At 43.2% G+C, this 21,514-nt stretch carries 19 protein-coding genes and 2 pseudogenes; 12 read left to right on the top strand and 9 right to left on the bottom strand.

All coding sequences use genetic code 11. The features are described from left to right. Positions 1-133 (top strand): annotated as a pseudogene (locus GJ1_RS19105) (tyrosine-type recombinase/integrase); the annotation flags it as partial. 234 nt (positions 134-367) lie between these two features. Here the strand turns inward: GJ1_RS19105 and GJ1_RS14445 are convergent. Beyond that, positions 368-1,243: a hypothetical protein gene (locus tag GJ1_RS14445; protein ID WP_066233832.1), complete on the bottom strand. Its 876-nt coding sequence runs from the start codon at positions 1,241-1,243 to the stop codon at positions 368-370. Positions 1,244-1,551: 308 nt separating this feature from the next. Here GJ1_RS14445 and GJ1_RS14455 point away from each other — a divergent pair, with 308 nt between their 5' ends. Continuing rightward, positions 1,552-2,673 (top strand): Y-family DNA polymerase, encoded by a 1,122-nt coding sequence (locus GJ1_RS14455; protein WP_245629408.1) that lies wholly within the window; start codon positions 1,552-1,554, stop codon positions 2,671-2,673. 72 nt (positions 2,674-2,745) lie between these two features. Here the strand turns inward: GJ1_RS14455 and GJ1_RS14460 are convergent, their stop codons facing one another. After that, entirely contained in the window at positions 2,746-3,921 is a 1,176-nt protein-coding gene (locus tag GJ1_RS14460; RefSeq protein ID WP_066233834.1) for an ISL3 family transposase, read from the bottom strand. Between the two features lie 162 nt (positions 3,922-4,083). Between GJ1_RS14460 and GJ1_RS14465 the strand changes: the two genes are divergently transcribed. From GJ1_RS14465 to GJ1_RS19110, 4 genes and pseudogenes are all read left to right on the top strand, one after another. After that, entirely contained in the window at positions 4,084-5,124 is a 1,041-nt protein-coding gene (locus GJ1_RS14465; protein WP_066233837.1) for an SMODS domain-containing nucleotidyltransferase, read from the top strand. Further along, a complete protein-coding gene (locus tag GJ1_RS14470) occupies positions 5,111-5,512 on the top strand; it encodes a type II CBASS E2 protein (RefSeq protein WP_066233840.1) in 402 nt (133 codons plus the stop codon). Before GJ1_RS14465 ends, GJ1_RS14470 begins: the two co-directional genes overlap by 14 nt. A 16-nt stretch (positions 5,513-5,528) precedes the next feature. Next, on the top strand, positions 5,529-6,485 hold the full coding sequence (locus GJ1_RS14475) for a CBASS cGAMP-activated phospholipase (protein ID WP_066233843.1): 957 nt from the start codon (positions 5,529-5,531) through the stop codon (positions 6,483-6,485). A gap of 118 nt (positions 6,486-6,603) precedes the next feature. Beyond that, positions 6,604-6,846, top strand: a pseudogene (locus tag GJ1_RS19110) (IS21 family transposase); the annotation flags it as partial. Positions 6,847-6,926: 80 nt separating this feature from the next. Here the strand turns inward: GJ1_RS19110 and GJ1_RS14480 are convergent. Then, positions 6,927-7,298: a hypothetical protein gene (locus GJ1_RS14480; RefSeq protein WP_066233846.1), complete on the bottom strand. Its 372-nt coding sequence runs from the start codon at positions 7,296-7,298 to the stop codon at positions 6,927-6,929. 341 nt (positions 7,299-7,639) lie between these two features. Here GJ1_RS14480 and GJ1_RS14485 point away from each other — a divergent pair, with 341 nt between their 5' ends. The 5 genes from GJ1_RS14485 to GJ1_RS14505 all read left to right on the top strand — a co-directional run bounded on the left by GJ1_RS14485 (position 7,640) and on the right by GJ1_RS14505 (position 15,058). Then, positions 7,640-8,893, top strand: a complete 1,254-nt coding sequence (locus GJ1_RS14485; RefSeq protein ID WP_066233849.1) for a DNA polymerase IV — start codon at positions 7,640-7,642, stop codon at positions 8,891-8,893. Continuing rightward, complete coding sequence (locus GJ1_RS14490) at positions 8,890-9,237, top strand: YolD-like family protein (protein WP_066233850.1); 348 nt, start codon at positions 8,890-8,892, stop codon at positions 9,235-9,237. Before GJ1_RS14485 ends, GJ1_RS14490 begins: the two co-directional genes overlap by 4 nt. 220 nt (positions 9,238-9,457) lie before the next feature. Further along, positions 9,458-10,954 (top strand): class I SAM-dependent DNA methyltransferase, encoded by a 1,497-nt coding sequence (locus tag GJ1_RS14495; protein ID WP_066233855.1) that lies wholly within the window; start codon positions 9,458-9,460, stop codon positions 10,952-10,954. Further along, a complete protein-coding gene (locus GJ1_RS14500; protein ID WP_167346125.1) occupies positions 10,947-12,131 on the top strand; it encodes a restriction endonuclease subunit S in 1,185 nt (394 codons plus the stop codon). Before GJ1_RS14495 ends, GJ1_RS14500 begins: the two co-directional genes overlap by 8 nt. Further along, positions 12,128-15,058 carry a type I restriction endonuclease subunit R gene (locus GJ1_RS14505; RefSeq protein WP_066233860.1) on the top strand — a complete coding sequence of 977 codons (2,931 nt, stop codon included), beginning with the start codon at positions 12,128-12,130 and terminating at the stop codon, positions 15,056-15,058. Before GJ1_RS14500 ends, GJ1_RS14505 begins: the two co-directional genes overlap by 4 nt. A gap of 24 nt (positions 15,059-15,082) precedes the next feature. On the opposite strand, the gene GJ1_RS14510 is transcribed toward GJ1_RS14505, so the two are convergent. After that, positions 15,083-15,811: a M48 family metallopeptidase gene (locus tag GJ1_RS14510; RefSeq protein ID WP_066233863.1), complete on the bottom strand. Its 729-nt coding sequence runs from the start codon at positions 15,809-15,811 to the stop codon at positions 15,083-15,085. A 112-nt stretch (positions 15,812-15,923) separates the two neighbouring features. Here GJ1_RS14510 and GJ1_RS14515 point away from each other — a divergent pair, with 112 nt between their 5' ends. Then, positions 15,924-16,406, top strand: a complete 483-nt coding sequence (locus GJ1_RS14515; RefSeq protein ID WP_245629410.1) for a tyrosine-type recombinase/integrase — start codon at positions 15,924-15,926, stop codon at positions 16,404-16,406. A gap of 467 nt (positions 16,407-16,873) precedes the next feature. Here GJ1_RS14515 and GJ1_RS19310 read toward each other — a convergent pair whose 3' ends face one another. The 5 genes from GJ1_RS19310 to GJ1_RS14540 all read right to left on the bottom strand — a co-directional run bounded on the left by GJ1_RS19310 (position 16,874) and on the right by GJ1_RS14540 (position 21,236). Next, positions 16,874-17,002: a hypothetical protein gene (locus GJ1_RS19310; RefSeq protein ID WP_255211305.1), complete on the bottom strand. Its 129-nt coding sequence runs from the start codon at positions 17,000-17,002 to the stop codon at positions 16,874-16,876. Between the two features lie 426 nt (positions 17,003-17,428). Next, positions 17,429-17,644 carry a DUF3006 domain-containing protein gene (locus tag GJ1_RS14520; protein ID WP_008881774.1) on the bottom strand — a complete coding sequence of 72 codons (216 nt, stop codon included), beginning with the start codon at positions 17,642-17,644 and terminating at the stop codon, positions 17,429-17,431. A 10-nt stretch (positions 17,645-17,654) separates the two neighbouring features. Beyond that, the gene (locus GJ1_RS14525) at positions 17,655-18,500 is read right to left on the bottom strand and encodes a ComEC/Rec2 family competence protein (RefSeq protein ID WP_066233866.1); all 846 of its coding nucleotides are present in this window, start codon (positions 18,498-18,500) and stop codon (positions 17,655-17,657) included. 1,193 nt (positions 18,501-19,693) lie between these two features. Further along, on the bottom strand, positions 19,694-20,491 hold the full coding sequence (locus GJ1_RS14535) for a hypothetical protein (RefSeq protein WP_245629411.1): 798 nt from the start codon (positions 20,489-20,491) through the stop codon (positions 19,694-19,696). 187 nt (positions 20,492-20,678) lie between these two features. Continuing rightward, complete coding sequence (locus tag GJ1_RS14540; protein WP_245629412.1) at positions 20,679-21,236, bottom strand: hypothetical protein; 558 nt, start codon at positions 21,234-21,236, stop codon at positions 20,679-20,681. Between the last annotated feature and the right edge of the window lie 278 nt (positions 21,237-21,514).

Genomic DNA, 21,514 nt, shown 5'->3' on the forward strand with positions numbered 1-21,514 from the left:
AAAGGCGACGAACAACGATATCGAGAAAGTGCGGAGGCTTGCTGGTCATAGCAATATCGCTACAACATCACGATACTTAAAAGACAGCTATAGTGATTTGGCGGATGCGGTGGAGGCGTTGCCGAAGTTTTAAAATAACGCTAATTCATTCATTAATTATGCATCAAAATTAAAAAAAGCGCTAAGGGAGCTTTTATTTTCTTCCTTAGCGCTTTTTTATTGACTACTTATTTTACAGCTTCTCTTAGCTCCTCTTATATGTAATTGTTCATGATTGCGGAGAAGCTGGAAGTCGAAGAGGAATGAACGGAATGGAAAACCGTTTGGGGTTCGAGGCGTCCGACGAATGATTGAAGAAACCATAATTTTATTTGTTTTTCTTTTTCTTGTTATTGTTATTTTCCTGTACTTCTTTTTTTGCTGCTACAATGGTTTCTTCAGTGATTTTACTAACACAATCACTTAAAAAATCAAAAAGAAGTATTAGTTTTAAAGAGTTTTCTCTACTCCCATAATTCGTTAGGCCACCATGCAATATAGCGTGTCTACTCACTTCAGACCTTATTTCTTTACCATGTTCAAAATGTACCAAAATATGTTGCATATAGTAGATGTGTATAGCATCTTCAAAAGAATAAGATTCTTCTTCATTTGGTTTAATGAGCAAATGCTTTAAATAAACTCCTAAATGATGGCCACGTAGTTCTCCTTTGTGTTGAAATGCATCTACAATTATACCTTCTAATTGTGGTAACAGTGTTGGAATAGAAGCATTGTACATTTGTTGATTATGACATTTAATAACGTTTCTTAGTATTGAAATTCTTGACGAAAGTAATTTTGTTTGTTCCCATTTTAAAAGAATATCGTCTAAATATTTTTCGTCGTAAATCTCAAACATTAAGTCATCTAAATATTTTTTCACATATTCTTCGCCAAATTCATTATAATCAGCAACTATTCTTCGTATATCGGATACTGGCATATCTTCATGTGGTGGATACCCAAGTCGTACTATTATGGTTTTAAATTGTATTATATCATCTTCAACTTTTTCTAATTCTTTTCCAATCTCATCAAACCAAGAAAAATCCAAATACTTGAATGAATCAGTAATCTGTTTACTAATTGCATCTAATGTTTTGGCTATCGATTCAACACTTTTGGTCATTGTTTTGATCATCGATTCAATTTTTTTGTTTATTGATTCAGCAACTTCTAAATACCGATTATCTAATGACATTTACTATCACCTATTTCATAATCTCTAATAATTTAGAAGTAACGGAGTTTGCTTCATATCTCTCGATTTATAATCATTAACCACGAGGGAATTTTTGTGTACAACCTCAGTTTATCAATTTTCATCTTTTTATCAAAGCCAACAAGCTGTAAAGACCGGAACAATCTGGTCTTTTTACTTTTGTCTAACTCCCCCTCTTCCTTCTTATCTCCTTCTTTTCCCAGTTTCCGCTTGACTTTTTTAACAAAATATAAGAACATATATTCGTAAATAGAACATACGTTCTTATAAAGGAGGTCCTTGTGTCGATGCTGCTTGATATTTCTTGTCTGCCAAAAAATAAAATTTTATGTATCGATATGAAGAGCTTCTACGCCAGCTGCGAATGCGTCGATCATGGACTGGATCCTCTTGAGGATTATGTCGTCGTTGTTTCTGATAAAAACCGAAGCGGGAGCGTAGTTCTGGCCGCGTCTCCGAAAATGAAGCAAGATTACGGAATCAAAACAGGAAGCCGTCTATATGAAGTGCCTCGCCGTCGCCATATCCATATTTTTAACGCCCGCATGAAGCAGTATTTGGAAGTAAGCATGAAAATTACAAAGCTGTTTTCCACCTTTGTCCCTTTTGAAGCGATTCTCACGTACAGCGTTGATGAGAGCTGGATAACCCTAGACGGTACGGAAAAGCTGCATGGATCCCCCATGGAAGCGGCCCAAAAAATACGCAGCGCGATCTGGAATCAATTCGGTCTGCCATCTTGCATTGGCATCGGCCCGAACCGTTTCATCAGCAAAGTCGTACTTGATGTATACGCCAAAAAACAAGGCGTCGCGGAATGTACATATGAAGAAGTACCGAAAAAGTTATGGCCGGTTCCGTTACGGGAAATCTGGGGCATTGGCAGCCGAATGGAGAAACATCTGAACAATATGGGAATGTATACGCTTGGAGACGTGGCAAACAGTTCTTTGGATCGTCTACGAAAGCGGTTTGGGGTAATAGGGGAGCAACTTTACTACCATGCTTGGGGAGTTGACTTAAGCCCACCTTTTATCGACGCAAGGGCCTTCTCTCAAAAAAGCATCGGAAAAGGAATTACGTTGCTGCGCGACTACTGGCGGGAAAACGAAATTTTAACGGTTGTGTTGGAACTTTGCGAGGAAGTGGCGAAACGGGCTCGTGAAATCAGGAAAGTAGGACGCACCGTTTCATTCAGCGTGCGCTATTCGCATAATGAAGGAGGATTCCATCAGTCCATCACCATTGATACCGCTACAAGCAGCCGGTGCAAAGCCGAGAGGTCAATGCTGAAGGGAAATATCGCTGGGACCGTTAGGTTAGAACAACCCCGGTGGTACGGACTTCATCGGTATTTACTCCATGTGTTATGCTGCATCCTTATGCATAACTTCGAGTTTTTACTCTAGTTTTTCAACACCATCTTCAAATGGAAATATTGCTCTTTATTGGTTCATCACCAAAAGATGTACTTGCATCTATCATTGAAGTGTGGCAGCCGTTTCTAGCCGAACTCGCAATGCAAATCTTTGGATATTTCTGTATCCATACCCTCGGCGTTTGATCAGCTTGATCTTGTTATTCGTCCCTTCCATTTTCCCATTCGAATAAGGCGACAAAATGCACGAAATGATTTCTTCTGTTCGTTTTGCGAGTGCTTTTGCGATGGCACGCACAACAGAACAAGTACAAAACAAATACCGATGAATCCAAGCTTCCAAGCGACGTTTCGCCTGTCGTTCGCCTTGGCTTTTGGATACATAGCGAAAATGTTGGAGGGATTGATAAACAACCTGTAGGTAATCGCTTTCTTTACACCACTCCCGTACCGTTTGACGTTCCTCCTCGGTTAATTTCTCTGGGCATTGGCTCAATAAACAACAAACGTACCGAACATTTCCGTGTTTCTTGCCCCCTTTGGCTAAATATTTGCGACACCGATCTAAGGCTTCCGTAAACAGCTGAATGACATGAAAATAATCGACCACATGTACCGCTTCTGGACACGCCCCTTGAATGGCTTTTTTCATGGCCGGAGCCAAATCGCTCACGACACACTGGACAGAAGAAGACACACACGTCAATGCACTTCGAATGGCTGCCTCATTCTTTCCTGCTTCGATGGAATACACTTCTCCCGTCTCTGCATCCATGACCGCCACTCCATAGTCATGCCCTTTTCGAAAAGCAAACTCATCGACACAAACCGCCTTTGGCTGAATGGTATTCGACAAAAAGGAAGGGGCATGGGTATAAAACCAACGTTCAACAGTCGTGTAAGGGAGTTTTAGCATACGAGCCACCGCCTGAATGGATGTTCCAATGCAAGATTGCGCCACCCATTGTTGAAAGGCGTCCGTTGCCACACTTCGAGGGGAGATCCCTGGATAAGAGGTGCTGAATGTCATGCCACAAGTGCAACAACGTCTCCGTTCCACTGGAAGTTCAATCCAAAAAACCCCGATCCGTTGGGCATAGCCATGCATCCATTGCTTCTTTTTTCGGGTCATTTTTGTTGTGCGTTGCAAGCAGACAGGACATAACGGACATTGTTCGGGAAGAGAAAGTTCGAAAATCCAGCGTTCTCCTTCTTTTCGTTCCTTTTCAATCAAAACATCTGGCAAATCGATAAGTTCTTTGATAAACTGAGAGTACATGCGAATTTTCCTCCAATGGTTTGGTTTGGTCACCTTTACCATACAGGAAATTTCGCATTTTTTGTACCCTTGATCAGAAAACAACCTGATTGTCAAGTACATTTTGTGGTGAAGAGCCTCTTTATTATGTAAAATGTAATATATAGGAAGGAGGGACTATACTTGAAACTAACAAATCATTTCAAGCAATTTATTGTCAATATAAGCTTAAATAAGGGGCGAAAAGAAAGAATAGATCAGGCATTAAGCACATGGAAAAAAATTCTCAGTGAAGATGAGGAACTTAGTGAAAAATTTAAGGAACTATTTCCGCAGGGTTCCTATGCTACCAAAACGGCTATTCGTCCTTCAAACGATGGTGAGTTTGATGTAGATGTAATACTGTTATTAGATGTGAAGAACCAAGATTCAAAAGAATTCTTTAATTGGGTTACTAAACGTATTAAAACTAAGAAAGCATATGAAGATAAAATTAAACCTAAGGATCGTTGCATTCGCATTGAATATGCTGGAGAATTTCATGTAGATATAGTCCCTGCCAAGACAACTTATGGTGATTCTATCCTAATTCCGTCTAAAACAGAAGGTGACTGGGTCAAAACCAACCCTGTAGGCTTTATAAAATGGTGCAATAAAAAACATACAGAACATAATGAAAAATTCCGTCCAATAGTTAAAATTCTAAAATATTGGCGAGATAACAATGTTGGTGACAATACAGCTCCGAAATCTATTTTACTCACTACTTTAGTCGGGAAGTGTATGGTTGCTAAAAATTCGTATGCTGAAACTCTAGTAGCTACATTAGAAAATATGATAACTAAATTGGACGAGCTAATGAACGAAGCAAGCGAGGATGGAATAATTGAAGTAGTAAATCCATCTTTAGAAGACGAAAATTTAGCTAGAGATTGGTCAGTTGAGAAGTGTCGAATATTCCGGGATAAGCTACAAAAACTCTATAGTAATAGTCTTGAGGCTCTCACTGATCCAGATAAGGAATCGAGTATCGAAAAATGGCAAGCTATTTTTGGCAAGGAGAAATTTCCTTCTGAGCTCTCAGAGGGAGCTAAAATGGCGGAAGCTGTAGCAACAGGTGCTGTATTTGTAAATAGAGAGGGTATCTTAAATCAAAGAAACGAAGGCATACCAATAAAAGAGCATCGCTTCTTTGGAAAAGGTGAAATTAATGAGGAATTTTAAAAGAAAGCAGTTGACGATTGCTCAACAACGTTGCAAAATTCAACAATTCTTTCCTTCGTTTCGTTACTTTAAAAAAGGATATTGGATAGGAACTTTACGTCCGACTCTTTCTTCTCCCTTTTATACTATTAAGATAATCTATGGAAAATATAATCCAAAGGTATTTGTTATTAAACCCACGATCCATAAAGAGGCTCCCCATCGTTATAGCGATGGGTCTCTTTGTCTTTATTATCCCGGAGATAGAAGTTATCATGAAAGTTTATTCATAGCGGATACAATTATTCCTTGGACAGCAGAATGGCTTTACTACTATGAGAAATGGTTAGAAGATGGTATTTGGTGGGGACCTGAAGCTCCACATAGTTATAAATTGAAGAAACAATAAGGGGGAAACTAAAGGCTTGATAAACTGGGAAGATGTGAAACGAAATGGTTGGAAAACCCGCAAACCTAAAGAGTTTCGAATACTATCCATTGATGGTGGAGGTATGAAAGGGGTATTCCCCGCAACGTATCTAGCCCATATTGAAAGAAATGTATCTAAACCTATTCATGAATATTTTGATTTAATTGCTGGAACATCCACCGGCGGAATAATTGCACTAGGATTGGCGAGTAATATTCCAGCCGAAAAGATATTAGAATTATATCTAAATAAGGGAAAAGACATTTTTGGAAAGAAACAAAGAAAACACTGGTTTTCTTGGAAATCAATTTATAGTAATGAAGGGTTAACGCGAGTACTACAAGAAACGTTTAAAGACAAACTATTAAAAGAGGCACAAACCTTAGTATGCATTCCTTCAATAGAGCACCATAAAGCGCAAACAAAAGTTTACAAAACTCCTCACCATCCTCATTTTAACAATGATGGTGAAATTGAAATGTGGAAGATTGGTTTAGCCACATCCGCAGCTCCTATTTATCTACCTGCGGCGGTCATTGATAATCATGAGTGCAAAATTGATGGTGGATTATGGGCTAATAACCCAGTAGTAGTTGCTATTGCTGAAGCTGTAAATCTTGGTTATTCGTTAGATCAAATAAAAGTTTTGTCTATAGGAACAGGAACAAGTCTGTATGAAGTGGATAATAGCTATGCAATAAAAGGCGGGTTATTATCATGGAAAAAGAAACTAGTTGATTTTACAATGCAAGCGCAATCAAAAGGAGCATGCCATACTGCTCGTTACTTAATTGGTGAACGTCTATACCGTATAGACTTTGAAACATCTATAAAGTATGAGTTAGATACCATTGACTCTAATATGCTTAAAAAACTACAACATGAGGCAAAACAAAAATTCTTAGATACTTTTGAAAAAATGGGTGTTAGAACTCAATTTTTTAGTGAATGAAGCATTAAAAAAGGGGAGCGTAAAACGGATATAACGCTATCCCTTTTCTTTACGAAATTTTTTCTCTTTGTCTTTGTAATGACATGCAGATTTTCCGCTCGATGAATTGTTGTGATACCGAGCGATTCTGATTTTGAGTTTTCCATACAGCAACGCGGCGTATGCGTATCCATTACCGGCGGAAAACAGCGAATGTTTTCTTCATAGGCTCATCCAACTGTTCCACCAAGCATGAGACGTCCCGAGAAAGCTGTGCATCGACAATTTGGTGGTGGTGGTCGTTTCGATCGGAAAAGGAGGGGAATACCAGTATACTGAGACCTTTGAGCGCTTCCATCTTCATGATCAATTCAAAGTACAAAATCGATAATGCAAATTATACAGCTAGTTTAATCATAAATATAATACGAGGAAACACCTCGTCTTGTTATATTCGTTTCATCATTTACTTCTACTTCTCGGATGAGGAGCAGTCTGATCTAAAAACTCAACCTCTGTTCCATTTTCTAATAAATCTTTAATAGAGAATATAGTACGTTTTTTACTTTTTAAATCTTGAATGTGGTCATTAACTAAGTCTTGAAGAAAAGCTCCAATATGTTTATATTTGTATTTCTCCACTATATCTTCCTCAATAAATGAGCGAGAAAAAGCTGTTTCAAAATATATATTCGATAATGTTACTTTTGTTAGCTTTCCTCCCTTGTGTGTAACCGCAACTACCTCGTAATAGTTACCATACTCATCCGTAACAACATCTAATAAAGGTTGAAGTGCGTTAATATCATTATTAGCTAGATGTTCATTTGTCATTTTTAATCCCCCCTAAATTATTCCAATTCTATTATAACTCCTAACACTAAACTCTGACAATAAAAACCCTCAAAAGAGTTCTGTCAATGCACGTTCTCGTTCTAATTCTACATGCTCGAACTTGGTACCTTGAACTTTCCTAATGACTGATACTTATCAATGTGAGGGATCGTATCCGGTCCTTTTTTCTTTTGATCCTAGAACATAATAACTCCTCTTTTTTCTTACTTCTTACTCACATCACCTCTTTTTTCCAATTTATACTTGACTTTTTCAACAAAATATAAGAACATATATTCGTAAATAGAACATACGTTCTTATAAAGGAGGTCCTTGTGTCGATGTTGCTTGATATTTCTTGTCTGCCAAAAAATAAAATTTTATGTATCGATATGAAGAGTTTCTACGCCAGCTGCGAATGCGTCGATCATGGACTGGATCCTCTCGAGGATTATGTCGTCGTTGTCTCTGATAAAAATCGAAGCGGGAGCGTGGTTCTGGCCGCGTCTCCAAAAATGAAGCAAGATTTCGGCATCAGAACAGGAAGCCGTCTATATGAAGTGCCTCGCCATCGCCATATCCATATTTTTAACGCTCGCATGAAACGATATTTAGAAATAAGTGTGCAAATTACAAAACTGTTTTCCACCTTTGTTCCTTTTGAAGCGATTCTTACGTATAGCGTTGATGAGAGTTGGCTAACCCTAGACGGTACGGAAAAGCTACACGGATCTCCCAAGGAAGCAGCCCAAAAAATACGAAGCGTGATCTGGAATCAATTCGGTCTTCCGTCCTGCATTGGCATCGGTCCAAACCGTTTCATCAGCAAAGTCGTACTTGATGTATACGCCAAAAAACAAGGACTCGCCGAATGTACATATGAAGAAGTACCGAAAAAGTTATGGCCGGTTCCGTTGCGGGAAATCTGGGGCATTGGCAGCCGAATGGAGAAACATCTGAACAATATGGGAATGTATACGCTTGGAGACGTGGCAAACAGTTCCCTGGATCGTTTACGGAAACGGTTTGGTGTCATAGGAGAACAGCTTTACTACCATGCTTGGGGAGTTGACTTAAGCCCTCCTTTTATCGACGCAAGGACCTTCACTCAAAAAAGCATCGGAAAAGGAATTACGTTGCTGCGTGACTACTGGCGGGAAAACGAAATTTTAACGGTTGTGTTGGAGCTTTGTGAGGAAGTGGCAAAACGGGCTCGTGAAATCGGGAAAATAGGACGCACCGTTTCATTCAGCGTACGCTATTCGCATAATGAAGGAGGATTCCATCAGTCCGTCACCCTTGATGCCGCCACAAACTTAACGATGGATATCTACCGCGTCTGCAAGCGGATTTTCCATAAGTTTTATGACGGACGAAGCGTGCGCGTCATTCATGTAGCCCTGGAAAATTTATCAGACGAGGAAAGTTTGCAACTGTCCCTTTTTGAAGACAGAACGAAAGAACGAGCACTTGCCAAAGCAATGGATGCAATCCGCGATAAATTCGGCCCCAACGCGCTATTGCGTGCCGTCAGTTACACGCCTGGAAGCGTCGCCCGCGTTCGCAACGGCTATATAGGAGGGCATCAGGCATGAACCATCGCGATCGTGGAATCATCAAATACTCGCCCTTTTTAATGCCAGAGCACCGCAAAATGCTAAAGGAGCTGCGTGAAAAAGAAGCGCGAATCCATCCCTCCTGTCACGACGAGCAGCAATATGAAGAATGGAATCGGATCATTTTCGAGGCGATGGAGTTTGCTTCTTATCTCTCGATTCAATACATACATAATTATCGTTTATGCTGCGTCATCGGTCGTGTTCATTACTACGATCAGTTAAACCAAACATTGCGATTTAAAGAAAAAGACAGCGGGAAAATCCATTATATCCACGTTTCATCGATTAAGGAAATAAAAACAGCCCCTTTCTCGCCTTGAAAGGGGCTTGTTGCTTTTAATCCTCAAACAGCTCATTCATCAAATCCTCAATTTCTTTTCTTCGTTTAGCAGTTTCTCACTTAGATTACTATATTTTTATATATATACAAAAACTACTGCTAGTTTATAAACTTGAATTTTTCACGTTATTTCAAGACAAAACCTTACATCATCTGTAAAATAAAATTAGACCATATTTACTATTCACAGGGGGTACACGATGGAATTGACAACACAAAAACTAACACTGCAACAACTTGAATCCCATTTATGGGAATCTGCCAATATACTACGGGGGTCAATCGATAGCTCCGATTATAAAAACTACATATTCGGTCTATTGTTTTTGAAACGACTAAATGATGTGTTCGTCGAAACTGCAGAGCGTATCGAGCGTGAAGAAGGAGAAGACTACGGATGGTACGACCGCGACGAGCACCAATTTTTTGTACCGGAACGGGCGCGCTGGTCGTATATCACCTCTCTTACCCAGGATATCGGTGCGGCAATCAATAAGGCATTCGAAGAATTGGAGGAGGAAAATCCATCCCTCGAAGGAGTCCTTGCAAGCATCGACTTTAACGACAAAGAAAAACTGCCGGATAAGCTGCTAATGCAGCTGCTTCAACACTTCAGCAAAATCGATTTGCGCAACGAAAACTTATCCGATCCGGACATTCTCGGACGCGCTTACGAATATCTCATTAAACAATTCGCAGATGATGCAGGGAAAAAAGGTGGAGAGTTCTATACGCCTTCCCAAGTTGTTCGTCTAATCGTCAAACTCATTAAACCAGAAGAAGGGATGCGTATATGCGATCCGACGGTCGGAAGCGCGGGAATGCTTATTCAAGCTGTTGACTACATCAAAGAAAAAGGTGGTAACCCGCGTAACCTCACACTACATGGACAAGAAAAGAACTTAAACACATGGGCCATTGCAAAAATGAACTTACTTTTGCACGGCTTAAGCGACCATCGTATTGAAAAGGGGGACACGATTCGCGAACCAAAATTGCTCGATGAAAACGGGGAACTGCTCTTATATGATCGAGTCATCGCCAATCCGCCATTTTCCTTGAAAAACTGGGGACGCGAGGAAGCCGAAGCCGATCCGTACGGCCGTTTCCGATTCGGTTTGCCGCCGAAAAACGCGGGAGACTATGCGTTCGTCCAGCACATGATTGCGACTCTCAATCACCGGGGAATTGCTGGTGTCGTCATGCCACACGGCGTTTTGTTCCGCGGTGGTGCCGAGGCAAAAATTCGTCAAGGTATTCTTGAAGAAGATTTGTTAGAGGCAGTAATCGGTCTACCAGCTAACTTGTTCTATGGAACGGGTATTCCAGCATGTATCCTTATTCTAAATCGCAACAAAGCGCCAGAACGAAAAAAACATGTACTATTTATTGATGCATCGTGTGACTATCAAGAAGGAAAGAACCAAAATATCCTTCGTGACCAGGACATTGATAAGATTGTATCCGCCTTTGAAAAATGGGAAGAACAGGACAAGTATTGTCGCGTCGTCTCCCTTGAAGAAATCAAAGAAAACGACTACAACCTAAACATCGCTCGATATGTCGACACTACTGAAGAAGAAGAACAAATCGACATCGCCGAAGCTCTTCGCCAACTCCGTCAGTTGGAAGAGGAACGTGAGAAAATCGAAAAAGTGATGTACGGCTATTTGAAGGAGTTGGGGTATGGTGAGTGAAAAATGGCAGCACAAGCAATTAGGGCAACTTTTGAAACTTAGAGGGGGATATGCTTTTAAAAGTGAAGATTTTCGTGAGCACGGTGATGTTGCGGTTTTACGGATTTCTAACATTAAAAATAACGGTATTGATTTGGAAGATGCTGTGTATGTAGATAGAAATGTAGCTGAACAAGCAAAAGATTACAAATTGAGAGAAGGAAATGTTGTAATTGCAATGTCTGGTGCTACAACAGGAAAAACAGCCATTGTGCGAAAAGAAGATTTACCTTTGGTGTTAAACCAACGTGTAGGAGTTTTTGATATCTACAATTCAGAGCATTTATCTGAAGAATACCTAGCATATGTTGTACAATCGAGTTCTTTTAAAAATCAAATTCTTGTAAACGCAATTGGTGGGGCACAACCAAATATTAGCGGAAAACAAATAGAGGATGTAGAAATATTACTTCCACCTCTTAATGAACAACGCAAAATCGCAGCCATTCTATCTTCCGTTGATGAAGCCATCGAGAAAACCGAAGCCATCATCGAACAAACAGAAAAAGTGAAAAAAGGACTGATGCAGCAACTCCTCACCAAAGGAATCGGACATACGAAATTTAAAAAGACGGAGATTGGCGAGATTCCAGAGGAGTGGGAAGTTAGAAGACTTGAGGAGATTTGTGAAATCAGATACGGTAAGTCCCCTAAAGGCGTTAAAGTAGAATATTCTGATTATCCAATTATGGGGACTAGTGGGCATGTTGGTTATGCTAAAGAATTTCTTTTTTCGGGCCCTATGATTTTGGTTGGACGAAAAGGAACGATAGACAAACCAATTTATATAGAAAGAGATTGTTGGATTATAGATACCGCATATGGATTATTCGCTGATCAAACCAAAGTATCCTTAAAATGGCTATACTATTTTCTTACAAGTTATGACCTTGCTAGCCTAAATGAAGCAACGGGTGTACCGAGTTTAAACAGAAATAGTTTATATTCAATAAAAGTACCTTTACCTTCATTAAACGAGCAAAACAAAATATCTAATATTCTAACTTCTATTGAACAAAAAATCGAAACCGAAAAAGAAAAGCTCAGTATAATAAACGAAATTAAAAAAGGTCTGATGCAATCCCTCCTCACCGGCAAAGTCCGGGTAAAGGTGGATGACGAGGTGGTGTCGTCGTGAGTTACGAGTGGGCAAAGGAACGGCCAGTTGAACATCGATTAATCAAGCAATTAGAAGGACTAGGATATACGTATATTCCAGGACATGCGCTCGATTCGGAACGCGCGTCCCACCGGGATGTCGTGTTGGAGACACGGTTAAGACAGGCGATCCAGCGCCTGAATCCGTGGATTGACGACATCAACCTCCATAAAGTCGTGCGTATGGTGACGCATATCAACGCCGCGAGCGTCATGGAGGCTAACGAGAAGTTCTATGACATGGTCGTGAACTATGTGTCCATTCAGCAAGACCTTGGGAAAGGGAAGAAAAGCCAGACGGTCAAGTTGATTGATTTTGACCATCCCGAAAACAATGAATTTTTAGTGGTGAATCAATTCAAAGTCAGTGGACCGATGACGACCATCATTCCGGATGTTGTCCTTTTTGTCAACGGTCTGCCGCTTGTCGTCATTGAATGCAAAAGCCCGACGAAGCCGCATCCAATCAGCGAGGCGGTCCAGCAGCTGCTTCGCTACCAGCAGGAGGCGGAGCGCCTTTTCCACTACAACCATGTCGTCGTGGCGACATGTAACGAACAAGCCAAATTCGGATCTATTGGCGCAAGACTGCGACACTTCGGGGAATGGAAAGACCCGTATCCGCTGAAAGCTAGTGATATTGGCGACAATCCGACGCGTCAAGACGTGTTAGTCGCGGGAATGTTCCCGAAAAAGAATTTGCTGGACATGATCCAAAACTTTGTCGTCTACGAGGCAGAAGGCGGCCGCACGATTAAGAAAGTCTGCCGCTACCAGCAATTCCGCGCCGCCAATAAGGCCGTCGAACGCATTTTAACCGGCAAGACACCGAAGGAACGGGGCGGCGTCGTCTGGGCGACGCAAGGATCTGGAAAGAGCTTGACGATGCTCTACCTGTCCGTCAAACTGCGGCGCCTCAAGGAACTGCGCAACCCGTCCATCGTCATCGTGACGGACCGCACCGATTTGGACGAACAAATCACGAATACGTTCCGTCGCTGCGGATTCCCGAACCCACGGCGTGCCGAAAGTGTCCGGGATCTGCGTGACTTGCTGCGGACAGCGACAGGCGCAACCATCATGACGACCATTCAAAAGTTCCAGGATCACGTCGACGACGGGGGTGACCTGCTCTTAAATGACGCGGACAACATCTTTGTCCTCGTTGACGAGTCGCACCGCACCAATTACGGGGGACTAGCGATGAACATGCGGTCGTCGCTGCCGAATGCGGTATATATAGGGTTCACGGGGACGCCGATTGACAAGGAAGACCGCAGCACCGTCCAAACGTTTGGCACGTACATTGACACGTACACCATCCAGCAGGCTGTCGAGGACGGGGCGACAGTCCCGATCTATTACGAAAGCCGCCTACCGGAGTTACGGGTCGAGGGTGAGTCGCTGGACGCAATTTTTGACCGCGTCTTTCAAGACTATTCGAAAGAGGACAGGGAACGGATCAAGAAGAAATACGCGACAGAGGAGGCCATTATCGGAGCGCCGCAGCGCATTCGCCGGATCTGTCTCGACATCATTGAACATTACGAGCAACATATCGCACCAAACGGCTTCAAAGCGCAAATTGTCGCTATTAACCGCGAAACCGCGGTCCTGTATAAAGAAATTCTCGATGAACTCAACGGTCCGGAGTCGGTCGTCATCATTTCCGCTAACAACAATGACAACGACCGATTGAAAAAATACCACCTAACCAAAGAGCAGCAAAAGCACTACATTGAGCGCTTTAAAAAGCCGCTACATGAGGACAAGCTGGCGTTTATCATCGTGTGCGATATGCTGCTGACCGGGTTTGACGCGCCGATCGAGCAAGTAATGTACCTCGATAAGCCGCTAAAGGAACATAACTTGCTCCAGGCGATCGCAAGAACGAATCGGACCTACGACAAGAAGACATATGGCCTCATCGTCGACTATTACGGCGTGTCCGCGTTCCTTAAGCAAGCATTAGCCATTTTTAACCCGACGGACATCCAGGGAGCGATGACGTCGATCCAGTCAGAGATACCGCGACTGCAGTCGCGACATCGCGCCGCCATGCGCTTTTTTGACGGCGTCAATCGCGACGACATTGAAGCGTGCATGAAAATCCTAGAACCCGAAGACGTGAGACACGCCTTTGACCGAGCGTTTAAACGCTTCTCCGAAAGTATGGACATGATTATGCCGCATCCAGAGGCAAAACCGTATTACGAGGACCTGAAATTTTTAGGGAAAGTGCGCCAGTACGCGCGCAACCGCTTCCGAGACGAGCAGATGGACATCTCTGACTGCGGGGAAAAAGTGAAGCAGCTCATTTACGACCATATTTACACGACGGATATCAAGGCGCTTCACCGTCCTGTCAGCATCCTCGAAAAGAATTTCGACGCCCATGTGAAAAGTTTAACGACGGACGAGGCGAAAGCGTCGGAAATGGAGCACGCGATCCGTCACGAAATCAAAGTAAAAATCGACCAAAATCCGGTCTATTACACATCGCTAAAGGAACGACTCGAACAGTTAATTAAAGCGAGAAAAGAAAAACGGCTCAACGACGCCCAGCTCGCATTTGAGTTAGAAAAATTGATCGAGGAGATGCGCGGACAGTCCAAAACTATTGAAGAAGAAGGCCTGACGCCGCAATCCTATCCGATTTTTCAATTGCTGCAAAAGGAATGGACCGATCAAGAAGAAGAGAAAGAACGGCTAAAAGAAATCACCCAGATCATTGTGGAACATATCGAAGGCCTCGTCGTCATCGACTGGGTTAACAAAGAAGACGTCAAACGCGAAATGCGTAAAAAAATCAAGCGCCAGCTCCGGACAAGCAAATGCCCGTCCGATAAAATCGAGGCGCTTGCTCAGCAAATCGTTGAACTGGCGGAAATCCATTACAAAAAATAAGGCACCCTTCATGGGTGCTTTTTTCTATATCGTTAGCGTCGGGCCGTTCACACGCAGCCATTCTTTACGTTCCTCATAATCCGGCAAAATCGAACGTACCAGATTCCAGAAATTTTTCGAATGATCCGCGTAACGCAGATGGGCTAATTCATGCACAATCACATAATCAACAACGCGCATTGGGGCCAGAAAAAGACGCCAATTCAAATAAATCGCTTCCTGTGGTGTGCACGTTCCCCAGCGAAACTTCTGCTCTTTTACCGCAAGCTTCGCCGGCGTTACCCCTAGACGCTGTGCATAACGTTTCACCCGTTCTTCCGCTTTCACCTGCGCCCGCTGGATATACCAAGATTTTAATGCTTCACGAATCATAGGCACATGCTCTATATCATCGGCTGATGTTGGTGTTTCAATATAAAATTTCCCTTGATGAAATAACACTTTTACCTTATCGATATCTTGATTTTGTTTCACCTTAATTCGATAATACCGCCCTAAATACGGTAATTTCTCCCCACTAACAAATTCTAACGGAGCCGGTGGTCGCTTAATCTCATTCAAAGAGTTCCACTTATCTAAAATCCACGTTGCCTTCTTACGCAAAACTCGGTTTATTTCTTCCTGAACTAGATGATCGGGAGCTACCACTGTAACCCCCTCCATCCACTCTACAACAATAGAGATATCTTCTTTCCCTTTCACCTGCTGCAATGTGTACTCAATCGCTGTCGTTCCAAACTGAAAGGTAGGCATAAAACACGTCCCCCAAAATATCAAGTGATACCCCTATTATACAAACCAGTTATCCACTTTTTCACTGGATTTATCCCCCAAAATCCCACTACATAAATACCGATGCGTCCATGTGATCATTTACCTTCGTACATACGCGTGTCTATGTGTTGAAGAAATTTCCAATTTGAAAATAACAGACCTGAATCTCGAGTTAAAACGAATTCGTATTGTAGACAAAATAATGAAAGTAGTACCTATCTCGGAAGATTTTATTAGCCGAACTAGAGGATTAGTTGAAGTTTCGAGTGGGAATGGCCAAAAAAAGAAACTTTATGTTGCAGCATCTCCATATGTCTTTTATAGTCAACGATCACTGAAATTCTTACTAAGGGGCATTCAGCGAATGATTGAAAGCTACATCCTGCCGAATAAAAAGCTCACGCCCCATATGTTCCGGCATACGTTTTGTAAGTGGATGTTAAAAGCGACGAACAACGATATCGAAAAGGTGCGCCGGCTAGCCGGTCATAGCCATATCGCTACCACATCGCGGTACTTAAAGGACAGCTACAGTGATTTGGCGGATGCGGTGGAGGCGTTGCCAAAGTTTTAATATTGTTGTATGTGGAAAAGGGAGAAAAAACAGCAATATATCAGGGTGACATTGTTGGTTTACTGGTTTGACCCCGGTTAACTCCGACGCCACCGAAAAAGCCGGAGGTCGATTTGTCCTGGCTGGCCGTGTCACCGCACACTCTGGGGGTCGTGTGGATGTCCTGTGTTGACTCTGGGATGTCCTCAGGAGGAGGCAGACGCCGCCACGAAGGATACCCATGGTGTCTCGTTCTCCCCCCATCCGGCGTTTCGTGACGTCAATGACATCACGCCCCTAATCCCGACGCTTACCGTCCGGCTCGTTTTGTGGGAACAAGACGGACAGTTGCGTCAAGGGGCGCTGGCATTATCCGATGATTCGGTGCCGTTGCCGCTCGATCGCGTCTCACTGAACCGAGACACATGTCGTCCGTCAAGGGCATCGATGAAGTCTTGTGTGAGCCGCTGTCCATACCGGAAGATTTGCTACTCGGCGGGGATGACAACCCGATTGACCGGCTGAACGCTGAAGAAGGCTTGGTATCCTTCGCCACACCGTTTGTAGCGCACTTCCACTTCCTCGCCCACACAGCCAAGGGGGCATTTCCGCGACATCCTATGTCTCCGACGCGTCCCTTGATTGAGTCTGCCCTGCATCATCCAATCCTACAAAGCCTCCCTTTCCCCAAAAACGTCTGTATGAGCGCATTAGGTCGGTTTTTAGCGGTGTTCTTCTTTTATCCAGTGATCCGGCTTTCAGCCATCGGACGAATGGATACCACGGGCAACAGACGCCCAGCAGTCGCCACGATAGCGGCCACTCGCTTCGTACCTTGATTGAGTCCACGATTGAGTCCACGAAGGTTGATCTTCTCCATCATTACAATAACGAGCCGCCAACCACCCATCATTAGTCGCCACACGCCTCTCACTGAAGGACAGAAGATGACTCTAACAGACAGGGGTTTCCCATGCCAGAGACAAAGAACGCCTCAGCGCTCCCTTGTTTTGGGAAAATCGTTTATATAAAAAAATGAGGTGTTACTCCTCAAACACCTCATTCATCAACTCTTCAATCTCTTTCCACCGCTTCTCTGTTTCTTTTTTATCCACTCGGAACTTTCCGTTCTCTTGTACAATCACATCGCCGGCGCGGGCGTTTTTGGGTAGCTTGCTTTTCTCAATATCGATCATTTTGCCATCCTCCGCCTCACAAACTGCCCATTTACCCTCGAAGCGATCAATGATATATTTCATTTAACCACCTCTAATAAATTGGTTTTACGTTGAAGGTAAGTGTTGTCCCGTTGGTTGTTGCGATAATCGTTCCTTGTTTGTCGGTACGGAATACCTTGACTTTATAAGATTTCAACCGATTCAAAACTTCCGGTGTTGGATGACCGTAGGCGTTCTTGCCGACCGAGATTACCGCATACGTTGGTTTTACAGCTTTTAAAAGTGTTGCGCTAGTCGATGTTTTCGCCCCATGATGACCTACTTTCAACACATCAGCACGTAAATCCTTTTTTGCTTTAACCATATCCGCTTCTGCTCGAGTCTCGGCGTCGCCTGTAAACAGGAATGACTTTTTGCCATAGGTCACTTTTAGGACAGCGCTCCAGTCATTTGTATCGCTAGTGCTGTACGATTTTACAGGGCCAACAAACTTCGCAGTCACACCTTTGATTGGCAGAACAACATCTGCTTTAGCAACTTTGATGGTAAGTTTCTTATTTTTCACAGCGACCAAGAAATCTTTATATGCTTGCGTTGTATTACCGACTTTTGGAGCATACACACTTTTCACAGGGAAAGCCTTGAGAACCTCATCAAGACCGCCAATATGGTCGGCGTCTGGATGAGTCGCGATCATGATTTCGATGTCCTTTACCTTCTGCTTTTTAAGATAGGCGACGACATCACTGCCATCTTTATTTCCTCCATCAATGAGAATGTCCTCTCCATTTGGCGCTTTAATGTAAATACTGTCACCTTGCCCAACATTGATGAAGTGTACATACATGTTTTTTGGGGCTGCGTCTGTTACAATCCCCGGTAGTATTGCTATCATAAATACAATTACAGCTACCATCAGCATCTTGATTTTCCTCATTGAAAACTCCCCCTTTTACTTTTCAAGAAGATTATACCATCAATTGAGCTAAGAGGGAGTATAGAAAACAAACAGGAGGCGAAAAAATGTTCGATATTATTGGAAGACTAAGGTGTCCGGTATGCTCAAAAATTGTCCGCCCTAGCGATAAAGTGTTCTTGGATATAATCAATACAATCATCCACCAGAGATGCTACTATCAAAATTTGTCCCGTAAATTCCTCCCATTCAAAGACAAAGGAACATTTCAACATATGTTGCTGAAGTATCCGTTTTTACTTGATGATCATGATAATGAAAGTGTTTAATTTTTTGTCTGACAAAAAATAAATTAAGTTCGTTTTTTCAAGACACGATGATATGCTGTGTCCTCAGAATCCCCCGACCGGGGACACCCACTGTCCATATTGTCATGGGAGACACGTTTATTATTTCGGTCTGTCGCGATTCATTGTCCATCGTCTCCGGCGGCCGCTAATCCATCGGGACATCTGTCGCGACACATTCCACATCTTGTCCTCTGTCAGACAATTACTGTCTTGACTTAAGACAGGAAACAAATTTATGTCACCTGGTTGTCTTGTTGTTCATGATTCACCCTACTCCTTTTTGTCTTCACCAAGGACAAGTGAGAAAACAACAGGAGTGGCCGTTGTCCTCCGACGGAATGCTTTCGCGACACCTTGTCGCAACTGTATATCTTAGTTGCATAGATTTTTGATTGATCGAGGAACAGGGACACGATCCTTGTCCTCGTCTTTTATTTCAATACCGCCCTTCGCGTCATTCCAGTGTCCTCACCTTCATTCGCTCCCCTGATTCTAAGCAGAATTTTTATCTTATTGGTGAATTTGCATTGAGAATTATGTTCTAAATAATCATATCATCACCAATCAAAATCCAATCAATAAACCTATCCCCTTTATAATAACTACTAACTGGCATTTTCACCTTGCAACTATGCCTCCAAAATCAATCTTTAAAATCCCTTTTACCATCCTTTTTGCGAAGATCCATTTGCATTTCACCCTTCATCGAAGTGAAAATCTAAAGTTTAAAACCCTCGGGACTCCCCCCACCAATCTAATGAGGTATTGGAACAAAACCAATTTGGTTTATTCTTTCTTTATGGTCGCGGAAGCAAGCAGGCTGACGCCCATAATATAAGGGCGACGAACCATTTCACGGGAACGTCAGTTCTTGATCAACCTCTTAAGTTGCTGGACACGCCGCACCGATATCTGAAGCATCATGGCCAGCTGCTTATTTGTCGCGTCAGGGTGTCGCTCCATTGCCTTCTGCAGCTGCCATGCCTTGTCCTCCGTTCGCTCCCGTTGTTCCTCGAGGTACTCCTCCCTTGTCTTCGCCCCTTGTCCCCGGCGCAACTCCCCTGTCCTCGCCCTGTCACGTTCCCGTTTCCGGCGGCGCTTCTCATTGGCGTCAATAATGGTCTGCAAGTATCGCTGTTCCTCCGGCGTGATGTCCAGCCATCGAATGATCGTAGAGTTCTTCAGATTATAGCCGGCGCCGGGATAGCCTTTCTTCCTCGCCTCCTCATTCGCCTTTGCATCATTCCTAGCCTTCCACGCTTTCTCGGCGCTTTTTGTCGCCCGGATCACCTCTTTTTCAGACAGCGGCTCCTTAAATCCAGCGTTCAGCTCTATCATCTGTCTCAACGCCTCATCGGGATCATCAGTGAGGCAACAACTCCAGTATCGATATAAAAAACAAAACAGCTCCCTGTATCCCTTCAGATCATAATTTCTAAGCTCCGCAAGACGGATCAAATCCAGCAGCCTGGCATAGTGCAGCGTCTGGATATTATGCAGCCGGACAAGCTTCCCTTTCCTCCCTTTCTTCCCTGTCCCCGTCCTTGTCAATTCCGGCAAGTACTCATATTGCAGGTCACGGAGGACATACCTGTCGCCGTGCCGGTACTCGACGACGACCTCCCTTTTGCTCTTGGAGTTGACCGACCCTGTTTTCTGCAAAGAAAAAATACAGAGTTTTGCAAGGAAAAGTGCAGAGAATTACAACTTGACATGGAGCCTCTGGGGGCGTGATTAAAAAGCCAGGAATCCAGCAATATCAAGGGCTGGCTATGCCTAAAAAGGCTATCACGCCCCCCACTCCATGTCAAGTTGGCCTAAGCCAAATTCTCTGCAGATCTCTGTATTTTTATTTTGCAATAAACACCGACCCGTCGATCCGGAACACCCTGGTCGGATCCAGCGACTTCTTGTCCGCCCCCACATAGCTAAGTTGCTCATAAAAATAGTTCTCCACCGCCTTCCACAGCGGCAAGGCCTTGTACGGGACCGGTTCGATCAACCAAACGCATACGATTCCGCGACCCGAGAAAATGATGAGATTAGGTTCAGGCAAGATATTGTCATGGAATACCTCGATGTCCAGCTTCCCGACCACCCACTCCGGCTCATAGCCAATCGTATGGCAATCCACATCCACGTACAGAGCCCTCAGCTGCCTTATATTCTCGATTCTTCGTTGAGGCTTATAAAAGGTGTTCTGGCTAAAATAGACGTCCTCTCCAAGCCATTTAGGCAGTTCTACAGCCAATTCGTTGGGCTGGTAGTGATACTGCCTCCATCCCCCATCCGGCTCCTTCTTCGCCAGCGTGATCCATCCTGAGGCGCCGCGGTGTTGAATCCATACATGCCGCTTTGCGCGATCCAAAGGGGAAATTTCCATATTCTCCAGCTTCAAATTCTCCACAAAACACCCTCCCTACATGGGAAACAACCGCATAGTCGCGCGGGTGCGAGGTACGATCATTATGCAGAAAGACAGCGGCCGTTTCTTCAAAATTTACACACCATTCAAATAGAAAAAGGGAAAATAAGAATGCCATGAGGATAAATCGAGGTCTATTGAATAAAGAGAGGACCCTGGCGGTCTTGAATTTCGACAGTTTATTTCAAAATCCTCTATTTATTTCAAAAATTATCAAATCGATTAACAAAAATGCTCTTTTGGCTGCATTTCTTGGAACA

Source organism: Geobacillus jurassicus NBRC 107829 (assembly GCF_001544315.1).
GTDB lineage: Bacteria > Bacillota > Bacilli > Bacillales > Anoxybacillaceae > Geobacillus > Geobacillus jurassicus.